The sequence below is a fragment of the Bradyrhizobium sp. CCBAU 21365 genome (assembly GCF_015291305.1).
Taxonomy (GTDB): Bacteria; Pseudomonadota; Alphaproteobacteria; order Rhizobiales; family Xanthobacteraceae; genus Bradyrhizobium; species Bradyrhizobium elkanii.
The window spans coordinates 7,139,075-7,161,956 of record NZ_CP030036.1 but is presented as its reverse complement, the minus strand read 5'-3'; the positions used below and the strand labels follow the sequence as shown (position 1 = coordinate 7,161,956).

At 64.7% G+C, this 22,882-nt stretch carries 20 protein-coding genes; 8 read left to right on the top strand and 12 right to left on the bottom strand.

Annotation, left to right across the window (positions count from 1 at the left end):
- Positions 1 to 72: 72 nt before the first annotated feature.
- Genes XI02_RS33675 through XI02_RS33665 form a run of 3 tightly spaced genes read right to left on the bottom strand, consistent with a single transcriptional unit; the run spans position 73 to position 3,236 of the window.
- Entirely contained in the window at positions 73 to 927 is an 855-nt protein-coding gene (locus tag XI02_RS33675; RefSeq protein ID WP_172647243.1) for a MaoC family dehydratase N-terminal domain-containing protein, read from the bottom strand.
- Positions 928 to 954: 27 nt separating this feature from the next.
- Positions 955 to 2,055: a CaiB/BaiF CoA-transferase family protein gene (locus XI02_RS33670; protein ID WP_172647244.1), complete on the bottom strand. Its 1,101-nt coding sequence runs from the start codon at positions 2,053 to 2,055 to the stop codon at positions 955 to 957.
- An 11-nt stretch (positions 2,056 to 2,066) separates the two neighbouring features.
- Complete coding sequence (locus XI02_RS33665; RefSeq protein ID WP_172647245.1) at positions 2,067 to 3,236, bottom strand: acyl-CoA dehydrogenase family protein; 1,170 nt, start codon at positions 3,234 to 3,236, stop codon at positions 2,067 to 2,069.
- Positions 3,237 to 3,358: 122 nt separating this feature from the next.
- On the opposite strand from XI02_RS33665, the gene XI02_RS33660 reads away from it, so the two are divergent.
- Positions 3,359 to 4,282, top strand: coding sequence for a LysR substrate-binding domain-containing protein (locus XI02_RS33660; protein WP_172647246.1), 924 nt, complete (start codon positions 3,359 to 3,361; stop codon positions 4,280 to 4,282).
- Between the two features lie 13 nt (positions 4,283 to 4,295).
- Here the strand turns inward: XI02_RS33660 and XI02_RS33655 are convergent, their stop codons facing one another.
- Together XI02_RS33655 and XI02_RS33650 are read right to left on the bottom strand one after the other, a co-directional pair.
- Positions 4,296 to 4,889, bottom strand: a complete 594-nt coding sequence (locus tag XI02_RS33655) for a thiamine pyrophosphate-dependent enzyme (protein ID WP_172647247.1) — start codon at positions 4,887 to 4,889, stop codon at positions 4,296 to 4,298.
- Positions 4,889 to 5,449 (bottom strand): thiamine pyrophosphate-binding protein, encoded by a 561-nt coding sequence (locus tag XI02_RS33650; RefSeq protein WP_141713591.1) that lies wholly within the window; start codon positions 5,447 to 5,449, stop codon positions 4,889 to 4,891. The genes XI02_RS33655 and XI02_RS33650 overlap by 1 nt, the downstream gene beginning before the upstream one ends.
- A 367-nt stretch (positions 5,450 to 5,816) precedes the next feature.
- On the opposite strand from XI02_RS33650, the gene XI02_RS33645 reads away from it, so the two are divergent.
- Positions 5,817 to 7,535, top strand: coding sequence for an adenylate/guanylate cyclase domain-containing protein (locus XI02_RS33645; RefSeq protein WP_172647248.1), 1,719 nt, complete (start codon positions 5,817 to 5,819; stop codon positions 7,533 to 7,535).
- Positions 7,536 to 7,714: 179 nt separating this feature from the next.
- The gene (locus XI02_RS33640; RefSeq protein WP_016848588.1) at positions 7,715 to 8,668 is read left to right on the top strand and encodes an ABC transporter substrate-binding protein; all 954 of its coding nucleotides are present in this window, start codon (positions 7,715 to 7,717) and stop codon (positions 8,666 to 8,668) included.
- A gap of 83 nt (positions 8,669 to 8,751) precedes the next feature.
- Here XI02_RS33640 and XI02_RS33635 read toward each other — a convergent pair whose 3' ends face one another.
- Together XI02_RS33635 and XI02_RS33630 are read right to left on the bottom strand one after the other, a co-directional pair.
- Complete coding sequence (locus tag XI02_RS33635; RefSeq protein WP_172647249.1) at positions 8,752 to 9,555, bottom strand: isocitrate lyase/phosphoenolpyruvate mutase family protein; 804 nt, start codon at positions 9,553 to 9,555, stop codon at positions 8,752 to 8,754.
- A gap of 67 nt (positions 9,556 to 9,622) precedes the next feature.
- Positions 9,623 to 10,522, bottom strand: a complete 900-nt coding sequence (locus XI02_RS33630; protein ID WP_172647250.1) for an alpha/beta fold hydrolase — start codon at positions 10,520 to 10,522, stop codon at positions 9,623 to 9,625.
- 107 nt (positions 10,523 to 10,629) lie between these two features.
- Here XI02_RS33630 and XI02_RS33625 point away from each other — a divergent pair, with 107 nt between their 5' ends.
- Positions 10,630 to 11,139 carry a MarR family winged helix-turn-helix transcriptional regulator gene (locus tag XI02_RS33625; protein ID WP_028342477.1) on the top strand — a complete coding sequence of 170 codons (510 nt, stop codon included), beginning with the start codon at positions 10,630 to 10,632 and terminating at the stop codon, positions 11,137 to 11,139.
- Positions 11,140 to 11,312: 173 nt separating this feature from the next.
- On the opposite strand, the gene XI02_RS33620 is transcribed toward XI02_RS33625, so the two are convergent.
- From XI02_RS33620 to XI02_RS33605, 4 genes are all read right to left on the bottom strand, one after another.
- The gene (locus XI02_RS33620) at positions 11,313 to 13,154 is read right to left on the bottom strand and encodes a bifunctional 2-polyprenyl-6-hydroxyphenol methylase/3-demethylubiquinol 3-O-methyltransferase UbiG (protein ID WP_244981053.1); all 1,842 of its coding nucleotides are present in this window, start codon (positions 13,152 to 13,154) and stop codon (positions 11,313 to 11,315) included.
- Positions 13,155 to 13,256: 102 nt separating this feature from the next.
- Entirely contained in the window at positions 13,257 to 14,531 is a 1,275-nt protein-coding gene (locus XI02_RS33615) for a cytochrome P450 (RefSeq protein ID WP_172647251.1), read from the bottom strand.
- Positions 14,532 to 14,708: 177 nt separating this feature from the next.
- Positions 14,709 to 15,980: a cytochrome P450 gene (locus XI02_RS33610; protein ID WP_172647252.1), complete on the bottom strand. Its 1,272-nt coding sequence runs from the start codon at positions 15,978 to 15,980 to the stop codon at positions 14,709 to 14,711.
- Positions 15,981 to 16,221: 241 nt separating this feature from the next.
- Positions 16,222 to 16,596 (bottom strand): hypothetical protein, encoded by a 375-nt coding sequence (locus tag XI02_RS33605; protein ID WP_172647253.1) that lies wholly within the window; start codon positions 16,594 to 16,596, stop codon positions 16,222 to 16,224.
- Positions 16,597 to 16,863: 267 nt separating this feature from the next.
- Between XI02_RS33605 and XI02_RS33600 the strand changes: the two genes are divergently transcribed.
- Both XI02_RS33600 and XI02_RS33595 read left to right on the top strand, forming a co-directional pair.
- Complete coding sequence (locus XI02_RS33600; protein ID WP_172649105.1) at positions 16,864 to 18,003, top strand: DUF898 family protein; 1,140 nt, start codon at positions 16,864 to 16,866, stop codon at positions 18,001 to 18,003.
- 4 nt (positions 18,004 to 18,007) lie between these two features.
- Positions 18,008 to 19,132, top strand: coding sequence for a M48 family metallopeptidase (locus XI02_RS33595; protein ID WP_172647254.1), 1,125 nt, complete (start codon positions 18,008 to 18,010; stop codon positions 19,130 to 19,132).
- A 200-nt stretch (positions 19,133 to 19,332) separates the two neighbouring features.
- On the opposite strand, the gene XI02_RS33590 is transcribed toward XI02_RS33595, so the two are convergent.
- Positions 19,333 to 20,481: an ABC transporter substrate-binding protein gene (locus tag XI02_RS33590; RefSeq protein ID WP_069279455.1), complete on the bottom strand. Its 1,149-nt coding sequence runs from the start codon at positions 20,479 to 20,481 to the stop codon at positions 19,333 to 19,335.
- Between the two features lie 402 nt (positions 20,482 to 20,883).
- On the opposite strand from XI02_RS33590, the gene XI02_RS33585 reads away from it, so the two are divergent.
- Both XI02_RS33585 and nhaA read left to right on the top strand, forming a co-directional pair.
- The gene (locus XI02_RS33585; protein ID WP_172647255.1) at positions 20,884 to 21,096 is read left to right on the top strand and encodes a hypothetical protein; all 213 of its coding nucleotides are present in this window, start codon (positions 20,884 to 20,886) and stop codon (positions 21,094 to 21,096) included.
- Positions 21,097 to 21,339: 243 nt separating this feature from the next.
- Positions 21,340 to 22,680 carry a Na+/H+ antiporter NhaA gene (gene nhaA, locus XI02_RS33580; RefSeq protein ID WP_172647256.1) on the top strand — a complete coding sequence of 447 codons (1,341 nt, stop codon included), beginning with the start codon at positions 21,340 to 21,342 and terminating at the stop codon, positions 22,678 to 22,680.
- Positions 22,681 to 22,882 lie beyond the last annotated feature (202 nt).

Below are 22,882 nucleotides of genomic sequence, written 5' to 3'. Positions count from 1 at the left end.
ATAAGGAATACGAGGCGCCGATGAAAGCGCCTCGTTATTCCCTCGCATCATGGCACGCGTCGGGCTCGTGCGTTACCAGGTCGCCGTGCCCTTCATGGTCGGCTGGCCCTCGGCATTCGCGGTCCACAGCTCCATGCCGCCGTCCTTGTCGCTGGCATTGATCGAGAACTCGCTGCCCTCGAACAGCGGCTGCACGCCGCGATAGGCGAGCTTCTTCGGCGGCTTGCCGCCGCGCAGCCTGGCGGCGAACTCGACGATGAAGGAAGCCTGCAGCGGGCCGTGGAAGATCAGGCCCGGATAGCCCTCGACCTTGGTGACGTAATCGCGGTCGTAATGGATGCGATGGCCGTTGAAGGTCAGCGCCGAGTAGCGAAACAAGAGCACCGGATCGGAGACGTGGCTCTCGCGATGCTGCGCGACCGGGGGAGGCGGCGGCGCCTTGGCCGGCGCTGCGCCTTGCGTGCTCGTCATCTCGCGATAGACGATGTCCTGCCGCTCGCGCACCGCAAGCCCGCGCGACGTCGTGACCTCGTGATTGACCGAGACGAAGCACAGTGTGCCGGTCGAGCCCGATTTGACCGTGACGTCGGCGATCTTCGAGGTGCGTTTGGCCTCGTCGCCGATCCGCAAGCTGTCGAAGAATTCGAGCTCGCCGCCGGCCCACATCCGCCGCGGCAGCGGCACCGGCGGCAGGAAGCCGCCGCGGGTCGGGTGGCCGTCGGGGCCGAGCTGCGACATCGGAAACACCGGCTGCGCCAGGCACCAATGCGTGGTCCACGGCGCGGCGTCACCGGCCTTCGGCTCGCCGATCTCCTGGAACAGCGTCGCGCGCAGCCCCATCACGAGATATTTGGTGACGACGTCGGAGGCCTCCGTGCTGCGGCCGATCCACTGGCGGAGATGATCGAGGTCGAGTTTGTCGCTCATGATTGTGTTGCCCGGGCAGGAGGGATTTCAGGAACGTCTGGTGCGCTCGCCGATCGCGGGCACCTTGCCGTAGTGCCTGTCCTCGCCGACCACGATCGCGGCCGGCGCCGGATAGCTGACCTTGCCGTTCGGCGTGTCGACCTCGATGCGGCGCAGATGCGGGTGTTTCGCGAGGTCGTCCATGCTGTTGACCTCGGCAAAGGCGATGTCGGCCTCGGCAAGCTTCGCCAGCAACTCCTCGCGCGTCAGCTTGCCGAAGCTGTCGCTGACGATTCCGTCGGTCAGCACCCGGTTGCGCACGCGCTCGACCATGTTGGCAAAGCGCGGGTCGTCGGGCAGGCCGGGCTGGCCCAGCACCTTGGCGCACAGCGTCTTCCACTCGCGCTCGCTCTGGATCGAGATCAGGATCTCCTTGCCGTCCCTGGAGCGGAACACGCCATAGGGCGCGATCGAAGGATGGGCGAGGCCGATCCGTTTCGGCGACTTGCCGTCCTCGGCATTGAGCAGCGGCACGGTGAGCCAGTCGGCCATCACGTCGAACATCGAGATCCGGATGTCGGCACCGTCTCCGGTGCGGCCGCGGCCGATCAGCGCCTCGAGGATCGCGGCATGCGCGGTGGCGCCGGTCGCGACGTCGACGATCGACATGCCGACGCGCGAGGCGCCTTCGGGGCCGCCGGTGATCGAGGCAAGGCCGCTTTCGGCCTGGATCAGCAGGTCATAGGCCTTGCGGTCGGCATAGGGCCCGGTGTCGCCATAGCCCGTGATCGTGCACATGATCAGCTTCGGGTAATCCTTGCGCAGCCGCCCGCGCGAGAAGCCGAGCTTGTCCATCGAGCCCGGCTTGAGGTTCTGCAGCAGCACGTCGGCGCCGGCGATCAGCGCCTCGAGCTGCGCGCGGCCTTCCTTGGTGGCGAGATCGACCACGGCGGAATCCTTGCCGCGGTTCAGCCAGACGAAGTAGCTGCTCTGGCCCTTCGCCGCGGCGTCGTAGCCACGGGCGAAATCGCCCTCGGGGCGCTCGATCTTGATGACATGGGCGCCGGCGTCGGCGAGGCGTGACGAGCAGAACGGCGCGGCAACCGCCTGCTCGACGGCGATGACGGTCAATCCCTCAAGCGGCAGCATGATCAAGCAACTCAGTAGGAGCGGGGCATGCCGAGCACGTGCTCGGCGACGTAGGACAGGATCAGATTGGTCGAGATCGGCGCCACCTGGTACAGCCGGGTCTCGCGGAACTTGCGCTCGACGTCGTACTCCTCGGCGAAGCCGAAGCCGCCATGGGTCTGCACGCAGGCATTGGCGGCTTCCCAGGAGGCGTCCGCCGCCAGCATCTTGGCCATGTTGGCCTCGGCGCCGCAGTCGAGCCCGGCTTCATATTTGCGGGTGGCTTCCTTCACCATCAATTCCGCCGCGCGCATCGAGGCATAGGCTTTTGCGATCGGGAACTGGATGCCTTGATTCTGGCCGATCGGCCGGCCGAACACGCTGCGCTCCTTGGCGTAATTGGTCGCCTTGGCGATGAACCATTTGGCATCGCCGACGCACTCGGCGGCGATCAGGATTCGCTCCGCATTCATGCCGGACAGGATGTAGCGGAAGCCCTTGCCTTCCTCGCCGATCAGATTCTCCGCCGGCACCTTCATGTCGGTGAAGAACACTTCGGTCGTGGCGTGGTTCATCATGGTGCGGATCGGGCGGATCTCCAGCCCCTTGCCCTTCACCTCGCGCATGTCGACGATGAACACCGAGAGACCGTCGGTGCGCTTCTTCGACTGCTCCTTCGGCGTGGTGCGCGCCAGCAGGACCATCAGGTCGGAATATTCGGCGCGGCTGGTCCAGATCTTCTGGCCGTTGACGACGTAATGGTCGCCCTCGCGGCGCGCGAAGGTTTTCAGTGACGACGTGTCGGTGCCGCTGGTCGGCTCGGTGACGCCGAACGCCTGCAACCGCAATTCGCCGGTCGCGACCTTCGGCAGATACTTGGCCTTCTGCGCGTCGTTGCCGTGCCGCAGCACGGTGCCCATCGTGTACATCTGGGCGTGGCAGCCGCCGCCGTTGCAGCCGGCGCGCTGGATCTCTTCCAGGATCGCCGCCGCGGCCGACAGCTTCAGGCCGGCGCCGCCATATTCCTCGGGGATCAGGACCGAGAGATAGCCGGCCTCCGTCAGCGCATCGACGAACTCCTTCGGATAGGCCATCTGGCGATCGAGCTTGCGCCAGTATTCGCCGGGAAACTGCGCGCAGAGCTTTGCCACCGCGTCGCGGATGTCGGAATGGTCGTCGGTGTGTTGATCGTGTGAGGTCATCGGTTCTTCTTGTCGCGAGGTTGCGCGGATGCCGGGTGAAACGCCCGCTGTTGTGGGGCCCCGGTAAACTCCCTATGCTGTTTTGTTATAGCGTATGAACCTGCCTTCCAGGATTGGCAAGTATGGATTTCCGCCAGCTTAGGACCTTTGCGTGCGTCGCGGAACTCGGGAGCCTGAGCAAGGCATCCGATACCTTGCGGGTCGCGCAGCCGGCGCTGAGCCGGCAGATCAAGCTGCTGGAACACGAGCTGCGCACCGAATTGTTCACGCGCAACGGCCGCGGCATGGTGCTGACCGACGCCGGCCGGCTGCTGCTGGCGCGCACCAGCGGTATCGTGCGGCAGATCGACCAGATCCGCGACGACATCCAGTCCGCCGGCGGCGCACCGTCCGGGCGCGTCGTGCTCGGGCTGGTGCCGACGGTGAGCTGCGTGCTGTCGGCGCGGCTGGCGCGGCGCACGGTGGAGCGCTATCCCGGCATCTCGCTCTGCATCGTCGAGAGCTACAGCGGCCATCTGATCGAGTGGCTGCATCGCGGCGAGATGGACCTTGCCGTGATCTACGGGCCATCGGTCGATCTGCATCTGGCGGTGCAGAGCCTCGGCCGCGACAGCATCGTCGCGGTCGGCCCGCGCGGCAGCGGGCTGAAGCCGAAGAAGCAGGTCGACTTCGGCTGGCTGATGCGCCAGCGCCTGGTGCTGCCCAGTCACTCGCACGGCCTCCGTGCGCTGCTCGAACATGCCGCGGCCAAGAAGAAGATCGATCTCGACGTCAAGCTCGAGGCGGATTCGTTTCGGGTGCTGACCAGCCTGGTCGAGGAGGGGCTCGGATATACCTTGCTGCCGCCGTCCTCGGTCCGCGCCGAGGTGGCGGAGGGCCGGCTCGAGACCGCCGCCATCGCGCGGCCGGCGCCGCGGCGCGAGCTGACGCTCGCCTCGCCGGTCGAGCATCCCGGCTCCAACGCGATGACGCTGATCGCGAAGCTGTTGCGCGACGAGGTCGCCACGCTGCGCGCCGAGGGGCTCTGGGATATCCAGCTCGCCTGAGCGCGGCTTCGCATCAGCTGACCTTGAAGCCGAGATGGCCGCGGAAGCGGTTCTTCAAATAGGTGCCGTCGCGCGGCGGCAACGCGCGCTCGACCTCGCCGGCGGCGATGCGGATGCGCGCCAGCCGCGGGCCGCCGCCGAGATCGCGCAGGCTGGTGCGGAAGTTCTCGATGCCGGCCATGTCGGCGATCTCGGAGACATTGCCGATGCCCGCGCCATCAGCGATCACCTCGAGCCTGGCGCCGAGGCCGGAGTGACTCGGCTGCATGCCGGTCTCGCCGAAATGGCCGTTGTCGAGCACCGCGATCGAGAGATTGCCGGGCTGCTTGGTCGCGATCGTCAGCAGGCTGCCGATCCCCATCAGCTGCTCGCCGTCGCCGGTGATCACCAGCACCGGGCGCTTCGGCTGCGCCAGCGCGAGGCCGAGCCCAACCATCGCTGCGCCGCCCATCGCGCCCCACAGATAGAAATTGCCGGGATGCTCGCCGGCGTCGAACAAATCGTAAGAGGAGGAGCCGAGCCCGGAGATCACGAGCAGCTCGCCGCGGTCGGCAAGCAGCGCCTTCACGGCGGCGCGGCGATCGAGGGGGCCTGTCGATGCTGACATCAGTGCGTCTCCCTGGTCCACTTCTTGCGGCCGATCATCCGCTGCGAGATCAAGACCGCGACCTGCTGGTCGCCGTCATAGGCGAGCGAGGCGGCCGCCGAGATCACCTCCTCGGCATCGTCGGGGTTCTCCAGCCGCAGCACGGTGGTGCCCATGATCTCGAACGCCTGCGGCGTCGCCCGGCCCATAGGAATCTGCCAGGGATTGAACTCGGCCCATTCGCCGCGCATCGTCACCAGCGTCAGCAGCGGGAAGCGGCAGCTCGCCATCAGCGATAGCATGTTGACGCAATTGCCGACGCCGCTCGATTGCATCAACAGCACCGCGCGGTCGCCGCCGAGCCAGGCGCCGGCCGCCATCGCCACGCCTTCTTCCTCGGTCGTCAGCACCGTGGTCTTGATGTCGGCATCGGCGTGCGACAGCTTGATCAGCTTGGAATGTCCCGCATCGGGAACGTAGGACACCTGCGCCACGCCAAAGCTCTTCAGCGTGCGGTAGATCGCAACCGGCCAGTCCCGGCTGGTCGCGCTGTCCTGGTGAACGGCAATCTGGTCCATCATGGCCTCGGCGGTAGCGTTTTCGAACGAACCGGGTACCGGTTCGCGAAGAAAAACGCGTCAATACAAGGGACGCGCATTGGCGCGTCCTCACACCGATAGGCTTAGGGCAGGCGGGGGCTTAATTCTCTTCGCATCTGGCTCGCCCAGCTATGCCGGAATTTTATAGGGCCAAGGTTTGCGGGGCCGACGCAAGCGAAATGGCGGCCGGAGCCGACTGCGTCCTTTGGCCGGGTCGAACAACAGCCCCATTACGGCCTAAAACGACGCTCTATGCTGGAAGATGCCGGTTGGCGGCAGCGCCGGGGCTTCATTTTCAAGGCTTCATTTCGCATATCGATATATCTGTCGCATTTTCAGGGATCAGGGCATGATTGTCCGAGATCGGTTTCGCGGCCTCTTCCCAAAGTATTTTTTCGCACTGTTCCTGGCCGTCGCGCTTCCGCTCGTGATCAACGGGTCGATCGAGGCCTGGTTCGGTTACCGCGATCAGCGCGCGAGGCTGGACCAGTTGCTTGGGGTTCAGGCGACGTCCGCGGCCGCTGAAATTCATAACTTCATCTCCGGCATCGCAAGCCAGCTGGGGTGGCTGGTCCAGCTTCCCTGGACCGACGAGGCCGATGAGGGACGCCGAACCGATGCGTTGCGTCTGTTTCGTCAAGCACCGGCCGTGGTCAGCCTGACACTCATCGACAACAATGGGTTGGAGCGTCTCTACGTCTCACGGGTCGGCCTCAATCGAATTGAAAGTCGTATCGACCGATCGGCTGAACCTGCGCTGGTCGGCGCCCACGCGCGCCAGGTTTGGTTCAGCGATGTCAGCTACAACAGAGGCTCGGAACCATATTTGACCATTGCGCTCGTGGGTAACCGATCCGCGGTCGGCGCAGTCATCGCCGAAGTCAATCTCAAGCTGATCTGGGATGTCGTATCGGCGATCAAGGTGGGAGAGACCGGCCTCGCCTTCGTGCTGGACCGGCCGGGCCGTCTCATTGCCCATCCCGACATCAGCCTTGTGCTCCGCGGGCTGGAAGAAACAACCTCTCAGCCGTTTCGCGCCATACGCGACGCAATCGGCCCGGGAGCGGGCGTTGCAACCGGCCGGGACGGACAGGGACGTCGGGTTGCTGCCAGCGCGGCTCCTGTGGCGGGGCCCGATTGGACCGTGGTGGTGGCGCAACCGCTCTCCGAGGCTTACGCCCCGATCTATGCCGCGTTGCGACGGACGACAGTGCTTCTCGCGGGCAGCACCGTATTTGCAGGGCTGCTCGCCTATGCATTCGCGCACCGGATGACCGAGCCGATCAGGCTGCTCGAGGAGGGGACGGAGCGGATCGGCGCCGGATCATTCGAACACCGCATTGCGATCCAGACCGGGGACGAATTTCAGCGTCTGGCAAACAGCTTTAACAGGATGGCCGGCGAGCTCGCGCTGGCGCAGCAGCACCAGGAGCGGATCGCGAAGCTCAAGCGGTTTCTCGCGCCTCAAGTCGCCGATCTCGTCGATCGTGCCGGCGATGACAGCGTGCTGGATGGTCGCCGCACCGACGTGGTCGTTGTGTTCTGTGACTTGCGCGGGTTCACCGCGTTTTCCGCGGGCGTCACTCCCGAGGAAGTCATGAGCGTGCTGTCCGAATATTATGAGGTTCTGGGCAGGGTCATTGCGCGGTTCGAAGCAACGCTCATCAGCTTCTCGGGAGACGGGCTGATGGTGCTGGTGAACGCACCCGTGCCGGTCGAGGAGCCGGCGCTGAGAGCCGTCGACCTTGCGACCGAAATGCAGAAGCACGTGCAAGGCTTGATCGGCGGCTGGCGGTCACGGGGCTATCAGGTTGGCTTTGGAATAGGGCTTGCCAGCGGATCGGCGACGGTCGGGCGGATCGGCTACGACGACCGGCTCGATTACACGGCCATCGGCAGTGTCGTGAATCTCGCCGCCCGCCTGTGCGCATCTGCCGCAGATCGGGAGATCCTGATGGACGCAGGGACCGCCGCAAGCGTCAGAGGCAAGCGCTCCCTGGAGGATATCGGGAGTCGACAAATCAAGGGCTTCGATGACGCCATTCCGGTGTTTGGAATATCTTCTTGATGCGTTGGGGCTGATGCCGCGAGGAGCGGTTCGGTGCAGTCCATTGGCGACTGGTTTCGGATCGTGGGATATACTTCCGCCGACGGCGAACGCCAGCGGATCGATAGAGCATGAGTTGCGCTCACTCTCGTGCAGCAACATCGCACGGACGCGCCGGCCGGCGTGAGGTCCTGTTGTGGATGGCCGCCGCCGCGGCTTGGACCACATCCTCGCACGCGCAGAAGCCGTCGATGCCTGTGATCGGCTATCTTTGTCCGGAATCGCCGGAGTTGTTTGGCAGCCGGCTGAAGGCTTTCCACCAGGGACTTCGTGAGGCCGGCTTTGTCGAGGGCCGCGATGTTGCGATCGAGTATCGATGGGCCAATGGGCAATATGCCCAGTTGCCTGCGCTGGCCGGCGAATTGATCGCGCGTAACGTCGATGTGGTGGTGGCGCCCGGCGGCGCGCCCGTCGCGCTTGCCGCCAAAGCTGCCGGCGTCACCAAGACAATCGTCTTCGAGATGGGCGGCGATCCCGTTCAGCTGGGTGTGGTGGACAGCCTGTCGCGGCCGGGAGGCAACATCACGGGAATCTCGAGCCTGAGCGTCGACGTGTCGCCGAAGCGGCTCGAGTTGATGCACGAACTCCTGCCGGCGGCGACGACGTTGGGGGTCGTGACCAACCCGACAAGTCCAACCGCCAGCTCGCAACTGCAGAGGCTTCAGGCCGCTGCCGAAACCTTGGGGGTCCATCTGCAGATATTGAGGGCAAGCAAGGAGGACGAGTTCGAAGCCGTATTCTCTTCGGTAGCGAGAGAGTCGGCAAACGCGCTCGTTTTCACCTCCGATCCCTATTTTGCATTCCGCAGCCGGCGCTTGGCCGATCTCGCGCTGAAGTATCGTGTGCCCGCAATCACGCAGACCCGAGATTTTCCGACGGCCGGAGGCTTGATGAGCTATGGCGGAGATTTCGTGCAGTCGCATCGACGCGCGGGCGTCTACGCCGGCCGGGTTCTGAAGGGTGAGAAGCCCGCCGATCTTCCGGTCCAGCTGGTCACCAAGGTCGAGTTCGTCATCAACCTGAAGACCGCCAAACTGCTCGGCCACGAGTTCTCTGCGTCAGTCGTCAGCGGCGCAGACGAAGTGATCGAGTGAGGCATCCGTTCATGAACCCGGTAGTCCGGCCGGCACGGACTGAATGGTCCGGCCGGACGGTGGCATCGCGTGCCCTCACGGGCTCAACCGTTGGGCTGCAGAAACGGGCCGTATTGCTTGCTGGCGGCGACCGCGGCTGCCGCCTGTCCGATGACGCGCATTGCCGCCATCATCGGCCACGGCCCAAGGCTCACCCTGCGAACACCGGCACGGGCGAGCTCCCCGATTTCGGGCACGCCTTGCGTCACCATGATGTTGACCGGCAGCGGCGTCAGTTGAACGAACCTCTCGATCAGCGCGAGGTCGGTGAGCCCCGGCACAAAAATTCCGTCAGCGCCGGCCTCGGCATAGACCTTCGCACGCCCTGCCGCCTCGGTCAGGCATTGCTCGGGTGAGCCGAACTTCAGCAGAAACGGATCGGTTCGCGCATTGATGAAAAGATCAATCCCGAGTTGTTGCGCGGCGTCCCGCACCGCCCTGATCTTCGCGGCATGCTGCTCGGGAGTGGCGAGCTGCCGCTTTCCGCCAACGAGTCCGTCCTCGATATTGATGCCGATCGCGCCGGCCTTCAGGATCCTCGCCGCCGAATGCGCGGCGGCGTCCGGAGTGTCGCCATATCCCGCCTCCAGATCGATCGATACCGGAACCGAGACCGACGCGGTCATCCGCGAGACCAGGCCTTCGACCATCTCGAGCGGGGCATTTTCGCCGTCGGCGTAGCCGAGCGCGGCCGCGACCGCGCCGCTGCTGGTCGCGATCGCTCGCGAACTCTTTGCGATGGCCTTGGCGGTGGCGACGTCCCAGGCGTTGAACAGGACGAGCGGATCGCCCGTTCTGTGCAGAGTGTGAAAGGCTTCGGCATATTGCTGCTGTGTCGTGGCGTCCATGGCGCGCACTCCCTCTCAGAAAAATTGATAGATTGACTGACGTAGCCGCTGCTTGCGGCGCGGCCGATCAGCCAGCGGCGTGCGTTGTGAACCAGTCCATGATCAGACCTGTGACCTCGGCCTCACGCTCGAGATGCGGGAAGTGCCCGACATCGGGCAGGACGATGCGCCGATGTGGCCCCTTGAAGAGCGGCTCTTCCTTGATCGAATACCGCGCCGTCGGATCGTTGCCGCCATAAATCGTCATTGTCGGTGTGTGCATGTCGTTGATCGGCAGCCGGCCTGCAACGCCCGCATCGACCAAGCCGTTATAGTATTTCAGCGCCGCCTTCATGGTGCCGGGAGAGCTGAGCGTCTGCTTGACCGAGCGGAGATGCTCGTCGTTCTGCAGGGTTGGCGACCACAACTTCCAAAGGTAGTCGACGAAGGGAAGCCCCTCGATGTTGACCGCCGAGTGAGCGCCAGGCACCGTGAAGAAATAGACATGGAAGACCGATCGAACGGCGTCGGGATCGCTCCTGAGGCTCGGGATCGTGATCGGGTGTGCGGTGTTCATCACCACCGCGGCCTTGATCGCCGAAGGCGCCGTGGCCAGCGCCTGGAAGGTCGAGGTGCCGCCCCAATCCATACCGACGACGTAGGCCCGTCCGTCGTCGCTCAGCGCCGCGATCAGCGCTTCGAGATCCTGGCCCAGCGCGATCGGATCGAAGATGCCGTCGGCCGGAATCTCGGTCGGCGCATAGCCGCGCAGGAACGGCGCGACCGCGCGATATCCCGCATCTGCGAACACCTGCAGCTGCTTTCGGTACGACCAGGCGTTGTCGGGAAAGCCGTGCATGAACATGACAAGCGGCCCGCTGCCCTGTTCGAGATAGGCAAACCGCACGCCGTTGGCCTGCACGTATTTCAGGGCGGGTTCGCTGCTGGATGCGTCAGGCGTTGCCAGTGCGGCGCTTCGGATCGTCATCGCTGCCCTCCACTTTTTGTCGTCGTTGCTCTCCCGATTAAATATGTGCGCAGCGCACATATCTGGTCAAGTTGTTTTTTGTGCGCAGCGCACATATTATTCGGCGCATGGAGAACGGAATCGCCAATCTGCTGGGCGCGCTGTCGCTCGCCGTCATGGATCGGATCGAGCAAGGCGCGCGCGAGGTGGTCGGCCGCGGCGGCGAAACGCCCGCGGCGCTGATCGTCATCGGCTATGGCCAGGGCATGACCAACGACAAGCTGAGGCGAATCCTCGGCCTATCGCATTCCGGAACGGTCCGGCTGGTGGATCGGCTGGTTTCGGATCGGCTTGTCGAACGCCGGGCAGGCAAGGACGGCCGCGAGGTCGCCCTGCACCTGACGGCGTCAGGCGCCGCGTCCCGGAACGAATTGTTGGCCTCGCGGATTTCCGCCGTGACGTCGCTTCTCGACGTGCTGTCGTCGACGGAGAGGAAGCAGCTTGCAACGCTGATCCGCGAATTGCTGGCAAGGCAGGACACCTCCGAAATGGATCGCTTCACGATCTGCCGGATGTGCGACGACCGGGTCTGCACCAACTGCCCGTTGCCGACCAGCAAGGGCCAGCACGCCCGCTAGCGTTTTGCCGTGTCGGCTCAGCTCTCCGTCATGGCCGGGCTCGTCCCGGCCATCCACGTCTTTATTGCGTGGCCGAAGCAAAGACGTGGATGCCCGGCAAGAGGCCGGGCATGACGAGCTAGCCAAAAGTGCCTTATCTTGTTGGCCGCGCTCTATAGGCCGGGCCTTGGCTCTCAGCGCGCGCTCTTGCCCACCATGAAGACGTACATGTCCCAGAACGTCTCTGGATGATCGACCTCGAAGCGGTGCCACTGATCGAGATTGGCCTCGTCGGCCGCGCTCGGAAACTGCTTGCGGAATTGGTCGAGCACCGCCGGATCGTCAAACGGCTCGAAGCCCCCAAACGTCAGGCCGTGTTCGCTGAGGAATGCCGCAATCTCCGGAATCGTCAGCCGGTGTTCCATGACGTTGAACAGCAAATCGCGGCAGCCGCTCATGCTGTAGAAATCCTTGGCGCCGATCAGCGGTTTCCATTTGTCGGCTTCGCGGAAGATGTCCTGCCGGCAACGCCTGATGTCCTCAGTGGTGGCGCGATAATTGCGCGCCGCGATGCGATCGCGGGCCTCGACGATGACGCGGCGCGCCAGATGGCTGTAGAGCCCGATGCGCATCGTGCCGCCCGGCCGCAGCAGCGAGACCAGCACGCGCCAGCCGGCCAGGGGTTCGGCAAGATGATGCAGCACGCCGACCGACTCGATGCTGTCGAAGGTCCGCCCGATCGAGCCCAATTCCAGGATGTCCGCCTGCGCATAGTCGATGTTGCGCAAGCCGAGCTCCCGGGTCTTGCGGCGCGCATAGGCGAGGCTGGTCATGCTGATGTCGACGGCGAGCAAGCGGGCATTGGGATAGACCTGCGCGATCTGGATCGCGTGCGAGCCGGTGCCGCAGCCGGCGATCAGGATATCCCGCTCGGCTTGCTGGTCCGCGGTCGCGACGGTTCGTCCCCGCGCCCGATCGGCCGCGAATGCCGTCAGCGGGTTGACGGTCCAGCGCGGATAAGGATTTTCCTCGTATTGGCGCATCACGTCGACCGACACGCTGTTCTTGATCGGTGTGAGCCCTGCAATAGCGCTGCGCTCCTCCATCTCCTCGCGCGGCTCGCGAAGCTGCACCCGCAACAGGCCAGCGACCGTCGCGGGCCAATCCAGGCGCAGCAGCGCGTCCGCCGCGGGCAGGGCATGAAGCGGGAAATAGGCGGCCACCACGGCCAGCGTGAGCGGCGAGATCGCGGCGCCTGATGTCAGGTCCTGCAGCAATCGATCGCGCAGCGCGCCGGCACCTTCGCTTTCCGCCGCGGTCTGCGCATAGACATATTCGTTGATGAAACATTGCCGTGCGAGCGCGCAGGCAAAGGCTACGATCTCGTCGTCGACTTCATCCTGACCCTGCTCGCCCGCGAGCTGCAGCAGCTCGGCCCGCGCATATCCGAGCAGCACCTCGAGCTGCATGCTTGCCAGCGTCGTCGCTTCCATCGCCGAGCGCAGGAACAGGTCGCGCGCAAGCGGCGCGACGCCCTCGCTGCCGAACAATTCGGAGCTTGTCACCGGGAGCGGCCACTTGCTTGCAATCCGCCCGGCATAGCTGGTGACGACAGGACTTTGCAGGATGAAGCCGACCGCCTTCGCATCCATGCCGAGCGCCAGCGCCTTGCTGAAATGCGCGGCCGCCTTGGCGCGATTGCCCAGCGCCTGGTACGAATTGCCGGCATTGTAGTGGCAGGCGGCGTTGACGTCGTCCGCAGCAATCGCTTTCGTGAACATCTTCGCAGCAGCCCGGTGATCGCCGGATGCCTGCGCCATCAGGCCGAGGAGATTCAGGCCCTGCACATGGCCAGGTTCGCGCGCGAGAATCTGCCGGCAGATCTGCTGCGCCTCGTTGAAGCGGCGCATCCCGTAGAAGCGGCTGGCCTCGGCAACAAGGTCGGCGATGCTGACGCCTGCGGAGGCGAAGCCTGGTGCATTCTTGGCGGACTCATCCTGTCGTTTGCCAGCCGCCCGCCGCTCTTTTCGGTTCATGTTCCGTCAACTGGCCCAAACTGCAAGACGCGGTGCATCGACCCACTACGCCCGGCAAAGACATAGGGCCGATCGCGCTTGTGGCCAAGGACAATCTAGGCTTCAGCCCGGGATCCGCACCGGCAGGTTCTCGATGCCGCGGACGAAGCTGGAATAGACCCGCTTCGGCTCGCCGACCACCTCGATGCGGTCGAAGCGCTTCAGCATTTCTTCCCAGACGATTCGAAGCTGCAGCTCGGCGAGCCGCATGCCGACGCAGCGGTGGATGCCGAAGCCGAACGACAGGTGGATGCGCGGCCGCGGCCGGTCGATGATGAACTCGTTCGGACGGTCGATCACCTCGTCGTCGCGGTTGCCGGAGACGTACCACATCACGACGCGGTCGCCCTTCCTGATCGTCTTGCCGCCGATCTCGGTGTCCTGAAGCGCGGTGCGCCGCATATGCGCCAGCGGCGTCTGCCAGCGGATCACCTCCGGCACCATGGTGTCGATCAGCGCCGGATTGTCCTTCAGCTTCCTGAACTGATCGGGATGCTCGTGCAGCGCCAGCACCGAGCCGCTCATGGTGTTGCGCGTGGTGTCGTTGCCGCCGACGATCAGCAGGATGATGTTGCCCATCAGATTATCGGGGTCCATGTGCCGGGTGGCGTCGCTATGCGCCATCATCGACAGCAAGTCGTTGCGCGGGGCCGAGTTGACGCGCTCGTTCCAGAGCTTGGAGAAATAGGCGTAGCACTCGTCCATCTCCTGCCGGCGCTGCTCCGGCGAGTCGACGATGCCGCTCTTCGGCAGCGCGGTGGAGACGTCGGACCAGCGCGTCAGCTTGCGCCGCTCCTCCCAGGGAAAGTCGAACAGCGTCGCCAGCATCTGGGTGGTCAATTCGATCGAAACGCGCTCGACGAAATTGAAGGTCTCGTTGCGCGGCAGATTGTCGAGCACGCCGGCCGAACGCTGCCGGATCAGCTTTGCCAGCTCGTCGAGATGCGTGGGCGTGAACATCGGCGACACGGTCTTGCGCTGATGGGCGTGCCTCGGCTGGTCCATCGCGATGAAGCTCGGATAGTCGTAGCCGGGCGGCACGTCGCGGATCGAGATGCCGCCGAGCGTGGAGTCCGAGGAAAAGATGCCGTGGCTGGTGTCGACATGCATGATGTCGTTGTACTTCACGACAGACCAATAGGGTTCGATCGGCGCATTGGTGCAGTAGTGCACCGGCTCTTCCTTGCGCAGCCGCTCGAACCACGGCCACAGCGTGTCGTTCTGGAACAGTTTTGGCGCGCCAGGATGAAAATCCCTAAGCGGTGTCGAATAGGCTTCCTCGCGGGCCTGGCGCAGCAGCTCGGCCCGGTCGGCACGGATAGCGGTCTGGACGTTCATCTCAGCTAGCTCCAGTGAATGTTCTGACTTCCACCTCTCCCGCTTGCGGGGGAGGTCGCATCGCATCGAAGATGCGATGCGGGTGGGGGCTTTCTCCACACGAAGAGTGTCACTTGCGGCGACACCCCCACCCCAACCCTCCCCCGCAAGCGGGAGAGGGGGTAAACCTTCCATGCGTCAGGCGGCGATGCGCACTGGAAGCGTCTCGTAGCCCTTGATGAAGCTGGAATACACCCGCTGCGGCTCGTCCACCACCTCGATGGTGTCGAAGCGTTTGAGGATCTCCTCCCAGATGATCTTGAGCTGCAGCTCGGCAAGCCGCAGGCCGACGCAGCGGTGGATGCCGAAGCCGAACGAGATATGGGTGCGCGGCCGGGCGCGGTCGATCAGGAACTCGTAGGGCTTCTCGATCGCTTCCTCGTCGCGGTTGCCCGAGACGTACCACATCACCACCTTGTCGCCCTTCTTGATCTGGCGGCCGCGGAACTCGTAGTCGGCGAGCGCGGTGCGCCGCATATGGGCGAGCGGCGTCTGCCAGCGGATCACCTCGGGCACGAAGCTGTCGATCAGCGCCGGGTTCTCCCGCAGCTTGCGGTACTGCTCCGGATGCTTGCTCAGCGCATAGATGCTGCCGGACAGCGTGTTGCGCGTGGTGTCGTTGCCACCGACGATCAGCAGGATCAGATTGCCGAGGAAGTTCTTCGGGTCCATGTTCCGCGTGGCATCGCTGTGCGCCATCATCGAGAGCAGATCGCTCTTCGGCGGCTGGTTCGCGCGCTCCTTCCACAGCCGTGCGAAATAGCCCGCGCATTCCATCAGCTCGGCCTGCCGCTCGTCCTCGGTGGCGACGAGGCCGCCGGCGCCGGGCAGGGTGGTCGCGACGTCGGACCAGCGCGTCAGCTTGCGGCGGTCTTCCCAGGGGAAGTCGAACAGCACCGCGAGCATCTGGGTCGTCAGCTCGATCGAGACCTTGTCGACCCAGTCGAACACCTCGCCGCGCGGCAGATTGTCGAGGCACTCGGTCGAGCGCTTGCGGATGTTGGTGGCGAGCTCGTCGAGGTGCGTCGGCGTGAACATCGGCGCCACGGTCTTGCGCTGCGCGGAATGGCGCGGCTGGTCCATCGCGATGAAGCTTTCGCGGCGCAGATCCGGCGGCACGTCGCGGATGGTGATGCCGCCGAGCGAGGCGGCCGAGGAGAACACCGAGTGGTTGGTCTCGATGTCCATGATGTCGTTGTAGCGGGTGATCGACCAGTACGGACCGAACATCGAGTCCTTGCAGTAGTGCACCGGATCCTCGCGACGCAGCCGGTCGAAATACGGCCAGAAGGTATCGGTCTTGAACAGCTCGGGATTGCCGGGATCGTAGTCCGAAAGCGCAAGCGAGTTGGCGCGTTCGCGTGCGGCGTCCAGATTCGTGTTGTCGACGAGATCGATGGTCCCGTGCATGAGCGGCTCCTCAACCGTTTGAGCTGCCGGGGCATGGCCGGCGCGGCATGTTTTACCGAATTACATTCCCATTCGGCGGTTTGCGCAAGGGCTCTCGACGCGCATTTGGCCGCATTGATGTCAGGCCAAAGCGGCCGAATCCGGGCCTTTCCGGTGGCGAGGGGGCTGCGGCCGCGACTACGCCTCGTTTGAAACGGCGTTTGATTTGGTCGGGCGGCGGCGCGAACGTTGCGGGCGCCGTTTATTGATTGCCGGTTTTCTCGCCGGCGGGTTTTTCGCAAGGATAGGTGTCCTGCATGCCCCACAGCAGCAGGAGAGCGATCACCATCTCGCCTTTCGCCGCCCGCTTGTCGGCGGACCTCAGCATGATCTCTTCGGTCTGCTCGCTGCTCAGTGCAAGGTCGTCGGGCATGCAGAACAACAATTGGCCGCCATGCCGTTTCAGCCAGGCATTGGAAGCCATCAGGCCGCCCCTGACGCCGTCGAGGTACATATGATTGAAGATGCGGAAGTTCTCATTCTTTGGATTGCGATAGGAATCCAGCCGCACGTCGACGGCAGCAGCCGGAGCTGCCGTGAGAGCCAGAAGACATGCCGACAGGATCCATCTGTTCATCGCTGCGGTTTCCTCGCTTTGCGGTGGCGTCTTCGCCTCGATCGCCTGATCGTTAAGTATGTCATTGCCGCCCTGGGGTTCGACGCCGGCGGTCGATCGAGGCCTGCGCGGTTTCCGGCAATCCCGTTAAGGCAAAGCCAACCGCACCCCGCCAAAAATCGGCCGGCGATCTCGACCTTGTGTGAAACCTGGATCACACTCGCGACGACAAATCTGTGCTTTTGATACCCAGAGATTGTCCCGTCCAGGAGCTATCCCGTGAACGACATGAGCTGGACCCCGCTGGGGCCGCCGCAGCCGGCCCCGCCGCCGATGCCGGTGGCGTTCTCAGGGAACCGGAAGGAGTTCTTTCGCCTCGTCGCGCGCGGCGCCGGGCTCGAGCTGGTCACGGTCGGCTTCTACCGGTTCTGGCTCACCACCGATATCCGCCGTCATCTTTGGTCGAACAGCCAGATCGATGGCGACGCGCCGGAATATACCGGCCGCGGCAAGGAGCTCCTGATCGGCTTCCTGGTCGCGCTCGCGATCCTGGTGCCGATCTATCTCGGCTATTTCCTGATCGGCATCGAGGCGGAGCATCTCAAGGCGTTCGCCTCGCTGCCGCTGGTCGCCTTCTTCTATTTGTTCGGCCAGTTCGCGATCTATCGCGCGCGGCGTTACCGCTTGACCCGCACGGTGTGGCGCGGCGTCCGCTTCTGGATGAGCGGCTCGGGCTGGGTCTATGCGCTCAAGGCCTCGCTCTGGGGCGTGCTGGTCGTGATCACGCTCGGCCTCGCGCTGCCGTGGCGCGAGGCGGCGCTCGAACGCTACAAGATGCGGCATTCCTATTACGGCGACCTGCAAGGCTCGTTCGAGGGCCGCGGCTGGGAGTTCTTCAAGCGGGGCTGGTGGCTCTGGGTCCTGATGCCGTTCGCGCTCTACAGCACGATCTTCGCCCCGTTCGCCTATGCCGCGTTCAAGGCGGTCGAGTGGCGCTGGTGGCTGTCGGGCATCCGCTTCGGCGAAGTGAGGCTGGAATCCACCCTCCGCCGCGGCGCGCTGATCGGCCTGTACTGGAAGGTGATCGGCTGGGTCGTGCTGCTCGGCGTGGTGTTCGCGGCCTATCTCGCGCTCTGCACCTTGCTGGTCGCCAGCATGGACGGCTCCTCGATCGCGGACTTCTTCAGGACCGAGGCGTTCGCCAAGAGCATTCCGCTGATCGTGCTGCTCGGCATCGGCTATCTCGCCTTCGCGCTGGCGCTGAACGTGGTGTTGCGGGTCTATCTGATGCGCGATCTGTGGGTCCGGGTGCTGTCGTCGACCATCGTGCACAACATCGGCGCGGCGGCCAACGTCACCGCGCGCGGCGAGCTCGCCAACGCGCTCGGCGAAGGCTTTGCCGACGGCCTCGACGTCGGGGGGGTCTAGCTACATGGAATCCGATTCCGGCCAGACCAGTTCCGCGGCGCTGCCTAATCCCGGCGGCGTCTTCTTCGACGGTCTGTCGAACCGGCGGCGCATCGTCGCGCTCAGACTGTCCGATGCGCTGGAGATCCGCGAAGACGGCGCGCTGCTGGCGCGCTGGGCGTTTCACGACATCCGCCGCGCCGACAGCCCGTCCGGCCTGTTGCGGCTGAGCTGCCTGACCGCGCCGCCTCTGGCGCGGCTCGACATCCGCGATGCCGGGCTGATCGCCGCGCTCATCGCGCGCTGCGACACGCTCGAGGAAGGGCTGCCGAACCGCAGGGGCGTCGCCGCGATCGTCGGCTGGTCGCTCGCGGCCGCGGTGTCGATCGTGCTGGTGGTGCTGTTCGGCGTGCCGCTGGCCGCGGAGCGGCTGACGCCGCTGGTGCCCGACTCGTTCGAGCGCCGCATCGGCGATGTCGCGGAGGCGCAGGTCAACGTGCTGTTCGACGGCAAGCCCTGCAGTAACCCGGCCGGCCAGGCGGCGTTCGCGAAGCTGGTCGGCAAGTTGCGGCAGTCCGCGGGCTTCGACAATTCGGTGCAGTCGGGTGTGCTGGCGACGTCGGTGCCGAACGCCTTCGCGCTGCCCGGCGGCAAGGTCTATCTGTTCGACGGGCTGCTCGAGAAAGCCGAGAACCCCGACGAGATCGCCGGCGTCCTGGCGCATGAGCTCGGCCATCTCCGCCACCGCGACAGCATGCGCGAGCTGATCCACAATGGCGGCACCTCGTTCCTGATCGGGCTGTTGTTCGGCGACGTCACCGGCTCCGGCGCGCTGATCTTCGCCTCGCGCTCGCTGGTGACGTCGTCCTATTCGCGCGACGCCGAGACCAATGCCGACAGCTTCGCGATCGAGACCATGCACAAGCTCGGCCGTCCGGCCAAGCCGATGGGCGAACTGATGTTCCGCGTCACCGGCAAGGAGGGCGGCACGGGGCTCTCGCTGGTCTCCAGCCATCCCTTGACCGAGGACCGCCTCGCGCGCATGGACAAGGCCGATGCCGCCCGCCCGGCCGGCGGCCAGCCGCTGCTGTCGTCGGCCGAATGGCAGGCGCTGAAGGGGGTCTGCGGATCGGGCAAGGGTAAGCTGTGAAGCGGGCTGGCAGGGCTGGTCGGTTGTCGCTGGATTTGTCGCGCTGATTGCGATCGTCGCCGCGACGATTCTGCCGCAGTCTCCGGGGCTGGAAAGGTAAGAAGCAGTAGCCCGCATGAGCGAAGCGACATGCGGGTCGGTCGCCCCCGGATATCGCTTCGCTCATCCGGGCTACATCTTTGCTGGCCGACGGTCCCTCGCTACTTCACCAGCCGGAACTTGCCGCCCTCGACCTTGATCAGGAACGCCGAGCGCTCGTCATAGCCGTTGTGATCGGTCGGGCTCATCGTCGAGAGGCCGTTGTTGAGGTAGACGTCCTTGCCACGTTCGAGCTCGTCGCGCAGCGCGGCGCGGAATTCCGCCGTGCCGGGCTTTGCGGTCTTCAGCGCATTCGCCGCCGCCCGCTTGAACAGCGTGACGGCGTCCCACAGATGCGCGCCGAAGATGTTCGGGCTCGCGCCGTTGGCCTTCTCGTAGGACGACACGAACTCGTCGCGCACCTGGCGGAACGGATCGTTCGCCGGCAGGTCGTCGGCGATGGTGAAGGCTTCGCCGGTGAAGATCGCGCCCTCGACATTGGCGCCGCCGAGCTTGATGAACTCCTCCGACGCCACGCCATGGGTCTGGAAGATCTTGCCGGCATAGCCGCGGCTGCGCAGCGCCTCCTGCGGCAATACGGCGGGCGTGCCGGCGGAAGCGATGAACACCGCTTCCGGATTGGTCGCGATCACCTTCAGCGCCTGGCCCATCGCGCTGGTGTCGGCGCGCGCATAGACCTCATGCGTCGTCACGGTGAGGCCGAGCTGCGGGGCGAGCCGCGACACCTCCTTGTAATAGCCTTCGCCATAGCCGTCGGAGACGCCGATATAGCCGAGCGTCTTGATGCCGGACTTGGCGATGTATTTCAGGATCGCCGCCGCCATCAGGTCGTCATTGGGCACCACCTTGAACGCCCAGCGGCGGCGGTCGTCCATCGGCTGCACGATCGCGGTCGCCGCCGCCAGCGAGATGATCGGCGTCTTGCTCTCCACGGCGACGTCGAGCATCGGCATGGTCACCGGGGTGAGCGAGGAGCCGATCAGGATGTCGACGCCGTCCTGGATCACGAGGCGCCGGGCATTCTGCGTGCCCTTGGTCGGATCGGACTCGTCGTCGAGCGCGATATAGGTGACCTTCTCGCCGCCGATCTCCTTCGGCAGCGCGGCGATGGTGCGCATCTGCGGCTGGCCGAGCGCCGAGCCCGGTCCGGATCCGGACACCACGACGCCGACCTTGATGTCGGCACGCGCGCCCGGCGCAATCAGGATCGCGCTCGCAAATGTCAACAGTCCGGCCATGGCCAGCTTCATTGCAAATCCTCCCAGCAGGTTCTTTTTATCTGCGGCCGATGACGGCCGACCGCCGTCCGGTCGCGCATCATATCGATTCCGCCCGATCCGTCTGTCCCCCTGATTGGGGACATAGAGGTGCCGCAACGACGAACGGAGATGGCGAGGCCGACGCCGTCCGGAGCACCTGATCGGGCTCCGCCGGTCGTGAACCTCGCGTTTACCAATCCCTTAAAGGCCGTGAGAACCAGTTTCCCTAATCGGGCGGCAACGACCTCCTGTTATTGAAGAACCGGAAAAGGGAGTACGAACCATGTTCAGCATTGTTCGGATCCTCGTCTTGATCGCATGTGCACATGCGGGATCCGTGGTTGCGGAAGTGCAGGGGGACGGGCGCGCGGCCATCGCCAGCGGTCCACGTCCATGATTGAGTCTCATCCGATTGCGTCCGAGCACGCGCGCGCCATCTGCGAAGAGATCGGCGAGCGGCTGCGCCATGCCCTGCGCGGCGATTACGCCGATCTGCCGCCAAGGCTGCGCGCGCTGGTCGACGAGCTCGCTCTGCAGGATTGTGAAGCGCCGTCGCTGGTGCCGACACTGGCGGAGATGACGCGGCCGCTGGTCGTCGCAGCCTAGGTCCTCGCTCCGCTCCATGTTCAACGCGTGTCCCAACGTCCAGGGCGGCATAATGGCCCTGAGCCGACATCGCGGCAGTGCGGAACGGATGTCACCTTGGCCGAGGGCAAATATTCGCGTTGGCTCATTCCTGCACGGTTGAATTGTCGCGGTCGCGATATATAACGGTGCTCGGGTGCTTGCCGCATTGCGCGGCGACAGGTCAAGCGATGGTCGGGCCGCCACGCGGAGAGCGTGCGCCCCGTGAACGATCACCCCTTATTCGACGACCTGCCGCGAGCCCAGAGGCTGGCTGAACAGGCCCTCAACACCCTTCAACGCTTCCTGCATGTCGAGGCCGTCAGCGGCGCCACGCTTCTTGCCGCCGCCGCCGCTGCGCTGATCCTGGCCAACTCCCCGTTCGCCCATGACTATCACGCCTTCTGGAACCTGCCGCTCTCAATCGGGGTCGGGGATTACGTCTTTTCACGGTCGCTGCATTTCTGGGTCAACGACGTGCTGATGACAGCCTTCTTCCTCGTTGTGGGCATGGAGATACGGCGCGAGATTCATGAGGGAGCACTGAGCAAATTCGACCAGGCGATTCTGCCTTTGATCGCGGCGACCGGTGGCGTCATCGTCCCCGCGCTGATCTATCTCGGCATCAACAGCGATCCGGCCCATGCACAGGGCTGGGCTGTACCAACCGCGACGGACATCGCCTTTGCGGTCGGGGTGCTCGCGCTGCTTGGACGATCGATCCCGGTCAACGTGAGAGTCTTCCTGCTTGCTCTGGCGATCATCGACGACATCATCGCGGTGCTGATCATTGCCGTGTTCTACACGCCCAGCCTTCAGTTCGGCGGCTTCGCCGTCGCGTTGCTTGGCGCTCTCGCTGTCTTCGGGTTTCAGCGAATCGGAATCGGTTCTGCTCTTCCCTACTTCCTGCCGGGTGCCCTGGTTTGGATCGGGTTCATGATGGCCGGGGTCCATCCAACACTCGCAGGTGTCGTGCTCGGGCTGATCACTCCGGCGCGTCCGCTACCCATGCGGGAACAGCCGCTGGACGTGGTGTCGCGCGTGCTCAAGCAGTTGCGGAGCAGTGATGCGGTGAGTGCAGGAGACTCGCACCGACTGGAGCGGCCGCTGCGCGAGCTTCGCGTCGCACATCGCGAAATATTGCCGCCGGTGTCGCGGGTCCAGATGGCGATGCATCCGTGGGTGGCCTACGGCGTGATGCCGACTTTCGCGCTGGCGAATGCCGGCGTCGGCCTGAACGGCGCGGACCTCTCCGCTGGGGGCCTCCTGGTCATGCTGGGCACCGCGCTTGCCCTGATCGCCGGGAAACCGCTCGGAATCGTCGGCGCGACATGGGTCGCGGTGCGGCTGGGCTGGTGTCGCCTTGCTCCTGGCGTTTCGTGGGGCGGAGTTTGTCTGGTCGGCCTGCTGGCCGGCATCGGCTTTACCATGTCAATCTTCATCGCGATGCTCGCCTTCTCCGATGAGGGAGCATTGCGGGCCGCGAAACTGGGCGTACTCTTCGGCTCGCTTGTCGCCGGCACACTCGGTCTTGGCTGGGGTGTCGCCTACGCTCGACGTCAGTGAGAGCGGCCCCAAATGCCTTTCAAAGCTCCGCACGTATCCTTCGTATCATTCGCCGTTGAAGTTCTACCCTCCGGGACGATTCAGGTGATGATCGTCGAAACTGACTTGCACCTGAATCCGCAGCATCCTGCGTACGATCAATCCGCGGTGCAAACTCTCATTTCGGCTGCACAAGAATATATCGGCGCCAATATGGCAGGTC

What these genes read in the sequence shown, in the direction of transcription:
- XI02_RS33655 (WP_172647247.1), bottom strand. Translation starts at nt 4,889, where the DNA reads ATGTCAGCATCGACAGGCCCCCTCGATCGCCGCGCCGCCGTGAAGGCG.
- XI02_RS33625 (WP_028342477.1), top strand. Translation starts at nt 10,630, where the DNA reads ATGGAGAACGGAATCGCCAATCTGCTGGGCGCGCTGTCGCTCGCCGTC.
- XI02_RS33660 (WP_172647246.1), top strand. Translation starts at nt 3,359, where the DNA reads ATGGATTTCCGCCAGCTTAGGACCTTTGCGTGCGTCGCGGAACTCGGG.
- XI02_RS33640 (WP_016848588.1), top strand. Translation starts at nt 7,715, where the DNA reads ATGGCCGCCGCCGCGGCTTGGACCACATCCTCGCACGCGCAGAAGCCG.
- XI02_RS33615 (WP_172647251.1), bottom strand. Translation starts at nt 14,531, where the DNA reads ATGAACGTCCAGACCGCTATCCGTGCCGACCGGGCCGAGCTGCTGCGC.
- XI02_RS33645 (WP_172647248.1), top strand. Translation starts at nt 5,817, where the DNA reads ATGATTGTCCGAGATCGGTTTCGCGGCCTCTTCCCAAAGTATTTTTTC.
- XI02_RS33670 (WP_172647244.1), bottom strand. Translation starts at nt 2,055, where the DNA reads ATGCTGCCGCTTGAGGGATTGACCGTCATCGCCGTCGAGCAGGCGGTT.
- XI02_RS33630 (WP_172647250.1), bottom strand. Translation starts at nt 10,522, where the DNA reads ATGACGATCCGAAGCGCCGCACTGGCAACGCCTGACGCATCCAGCAGC.
- XI02_RS33635 (WP_172647249.1), bottom strand. Translation starts at nt 9,555, where the DNA reads ATGGACGCCACGACACAGCAGCAATATGCCGAAGCCTTTCACACTCTG.
- XI02_RS33675 (WP_172647243.1), bottom strand. Translation starts at nt 927, where the DNA reads ATGAGCGACAAACTCGACCTCGATCATCTCCGCCAGTGGATCGGCCGC.
- XI02_RS33605 (WP_172647253.1), bottom strand. Translation starts at nt 16,596, where the DNA reads ATGAACAGATGGATCCTGTCGGCATGTCTTCTGGCTCTCACGGCAGCT.
- XI02_RS33610 (WP_172647252.1), bottom strand. Translation starts at nt 15,980, where the DNA reads ATGCACGGGACCATCGATCTCGTCGACAACACGAATCTGGACGCCGCA.
- XI02_RS33665 (WP_172647245.1), bottom strand. Translation starts at nt 3,236, where the DNA reads ATGACCTCACACGATCAACACACCGACGACCATTCCGACATCCGCGAC.
- XI02_RS33600 (WP_172649105.1), top strand. Translation starts at nt 16,864, where the DNA reads ATGAGCTGGACCCCGCTGGGGCCGCCGCAGCCGGCCCCGCCGCCGATG.
- XI02_RS33595 (WP_172647254.1), top strand. Translation starts at nt 18,008, where the DNA reads ATGGAATCCGATTCCGGCCAGACCAGTTCCGCGGCGCTGCCTAATCCC.
- XI02_RS33585 (WP_172647255.1), top strand. Translation starts at nt 20,884, where the DNA reads ATGATTGAGTCTCATCCGATTGCGTCCGAGCACGCGCGCGCCATCTGC.
- XI02_RS33620 (WP_244981053.1), bottom strand. Translation starts at nt 13,154, where the DNA reads ATGAACCGAAAAGAGCGGCGGGCGGCTGGCAAACGACAGGATGAGTCC.
- XI02_RS33650 (WP_141713591.1), bottom strand. Translation starts at nt 5,449, where the DNA reads ATGATGGACCAGATTGCCGTTCACCAGGACAGCGCGACCAGCCGGGAC.
- XI02_RS33590 (WP_069279455.1), bottom strand. Translation starts at nt 20,481, where the DNA reads ATGAAGCTGGCCATGGCCGGACTGTTGACATTTGCGAGCGCGATCCTG.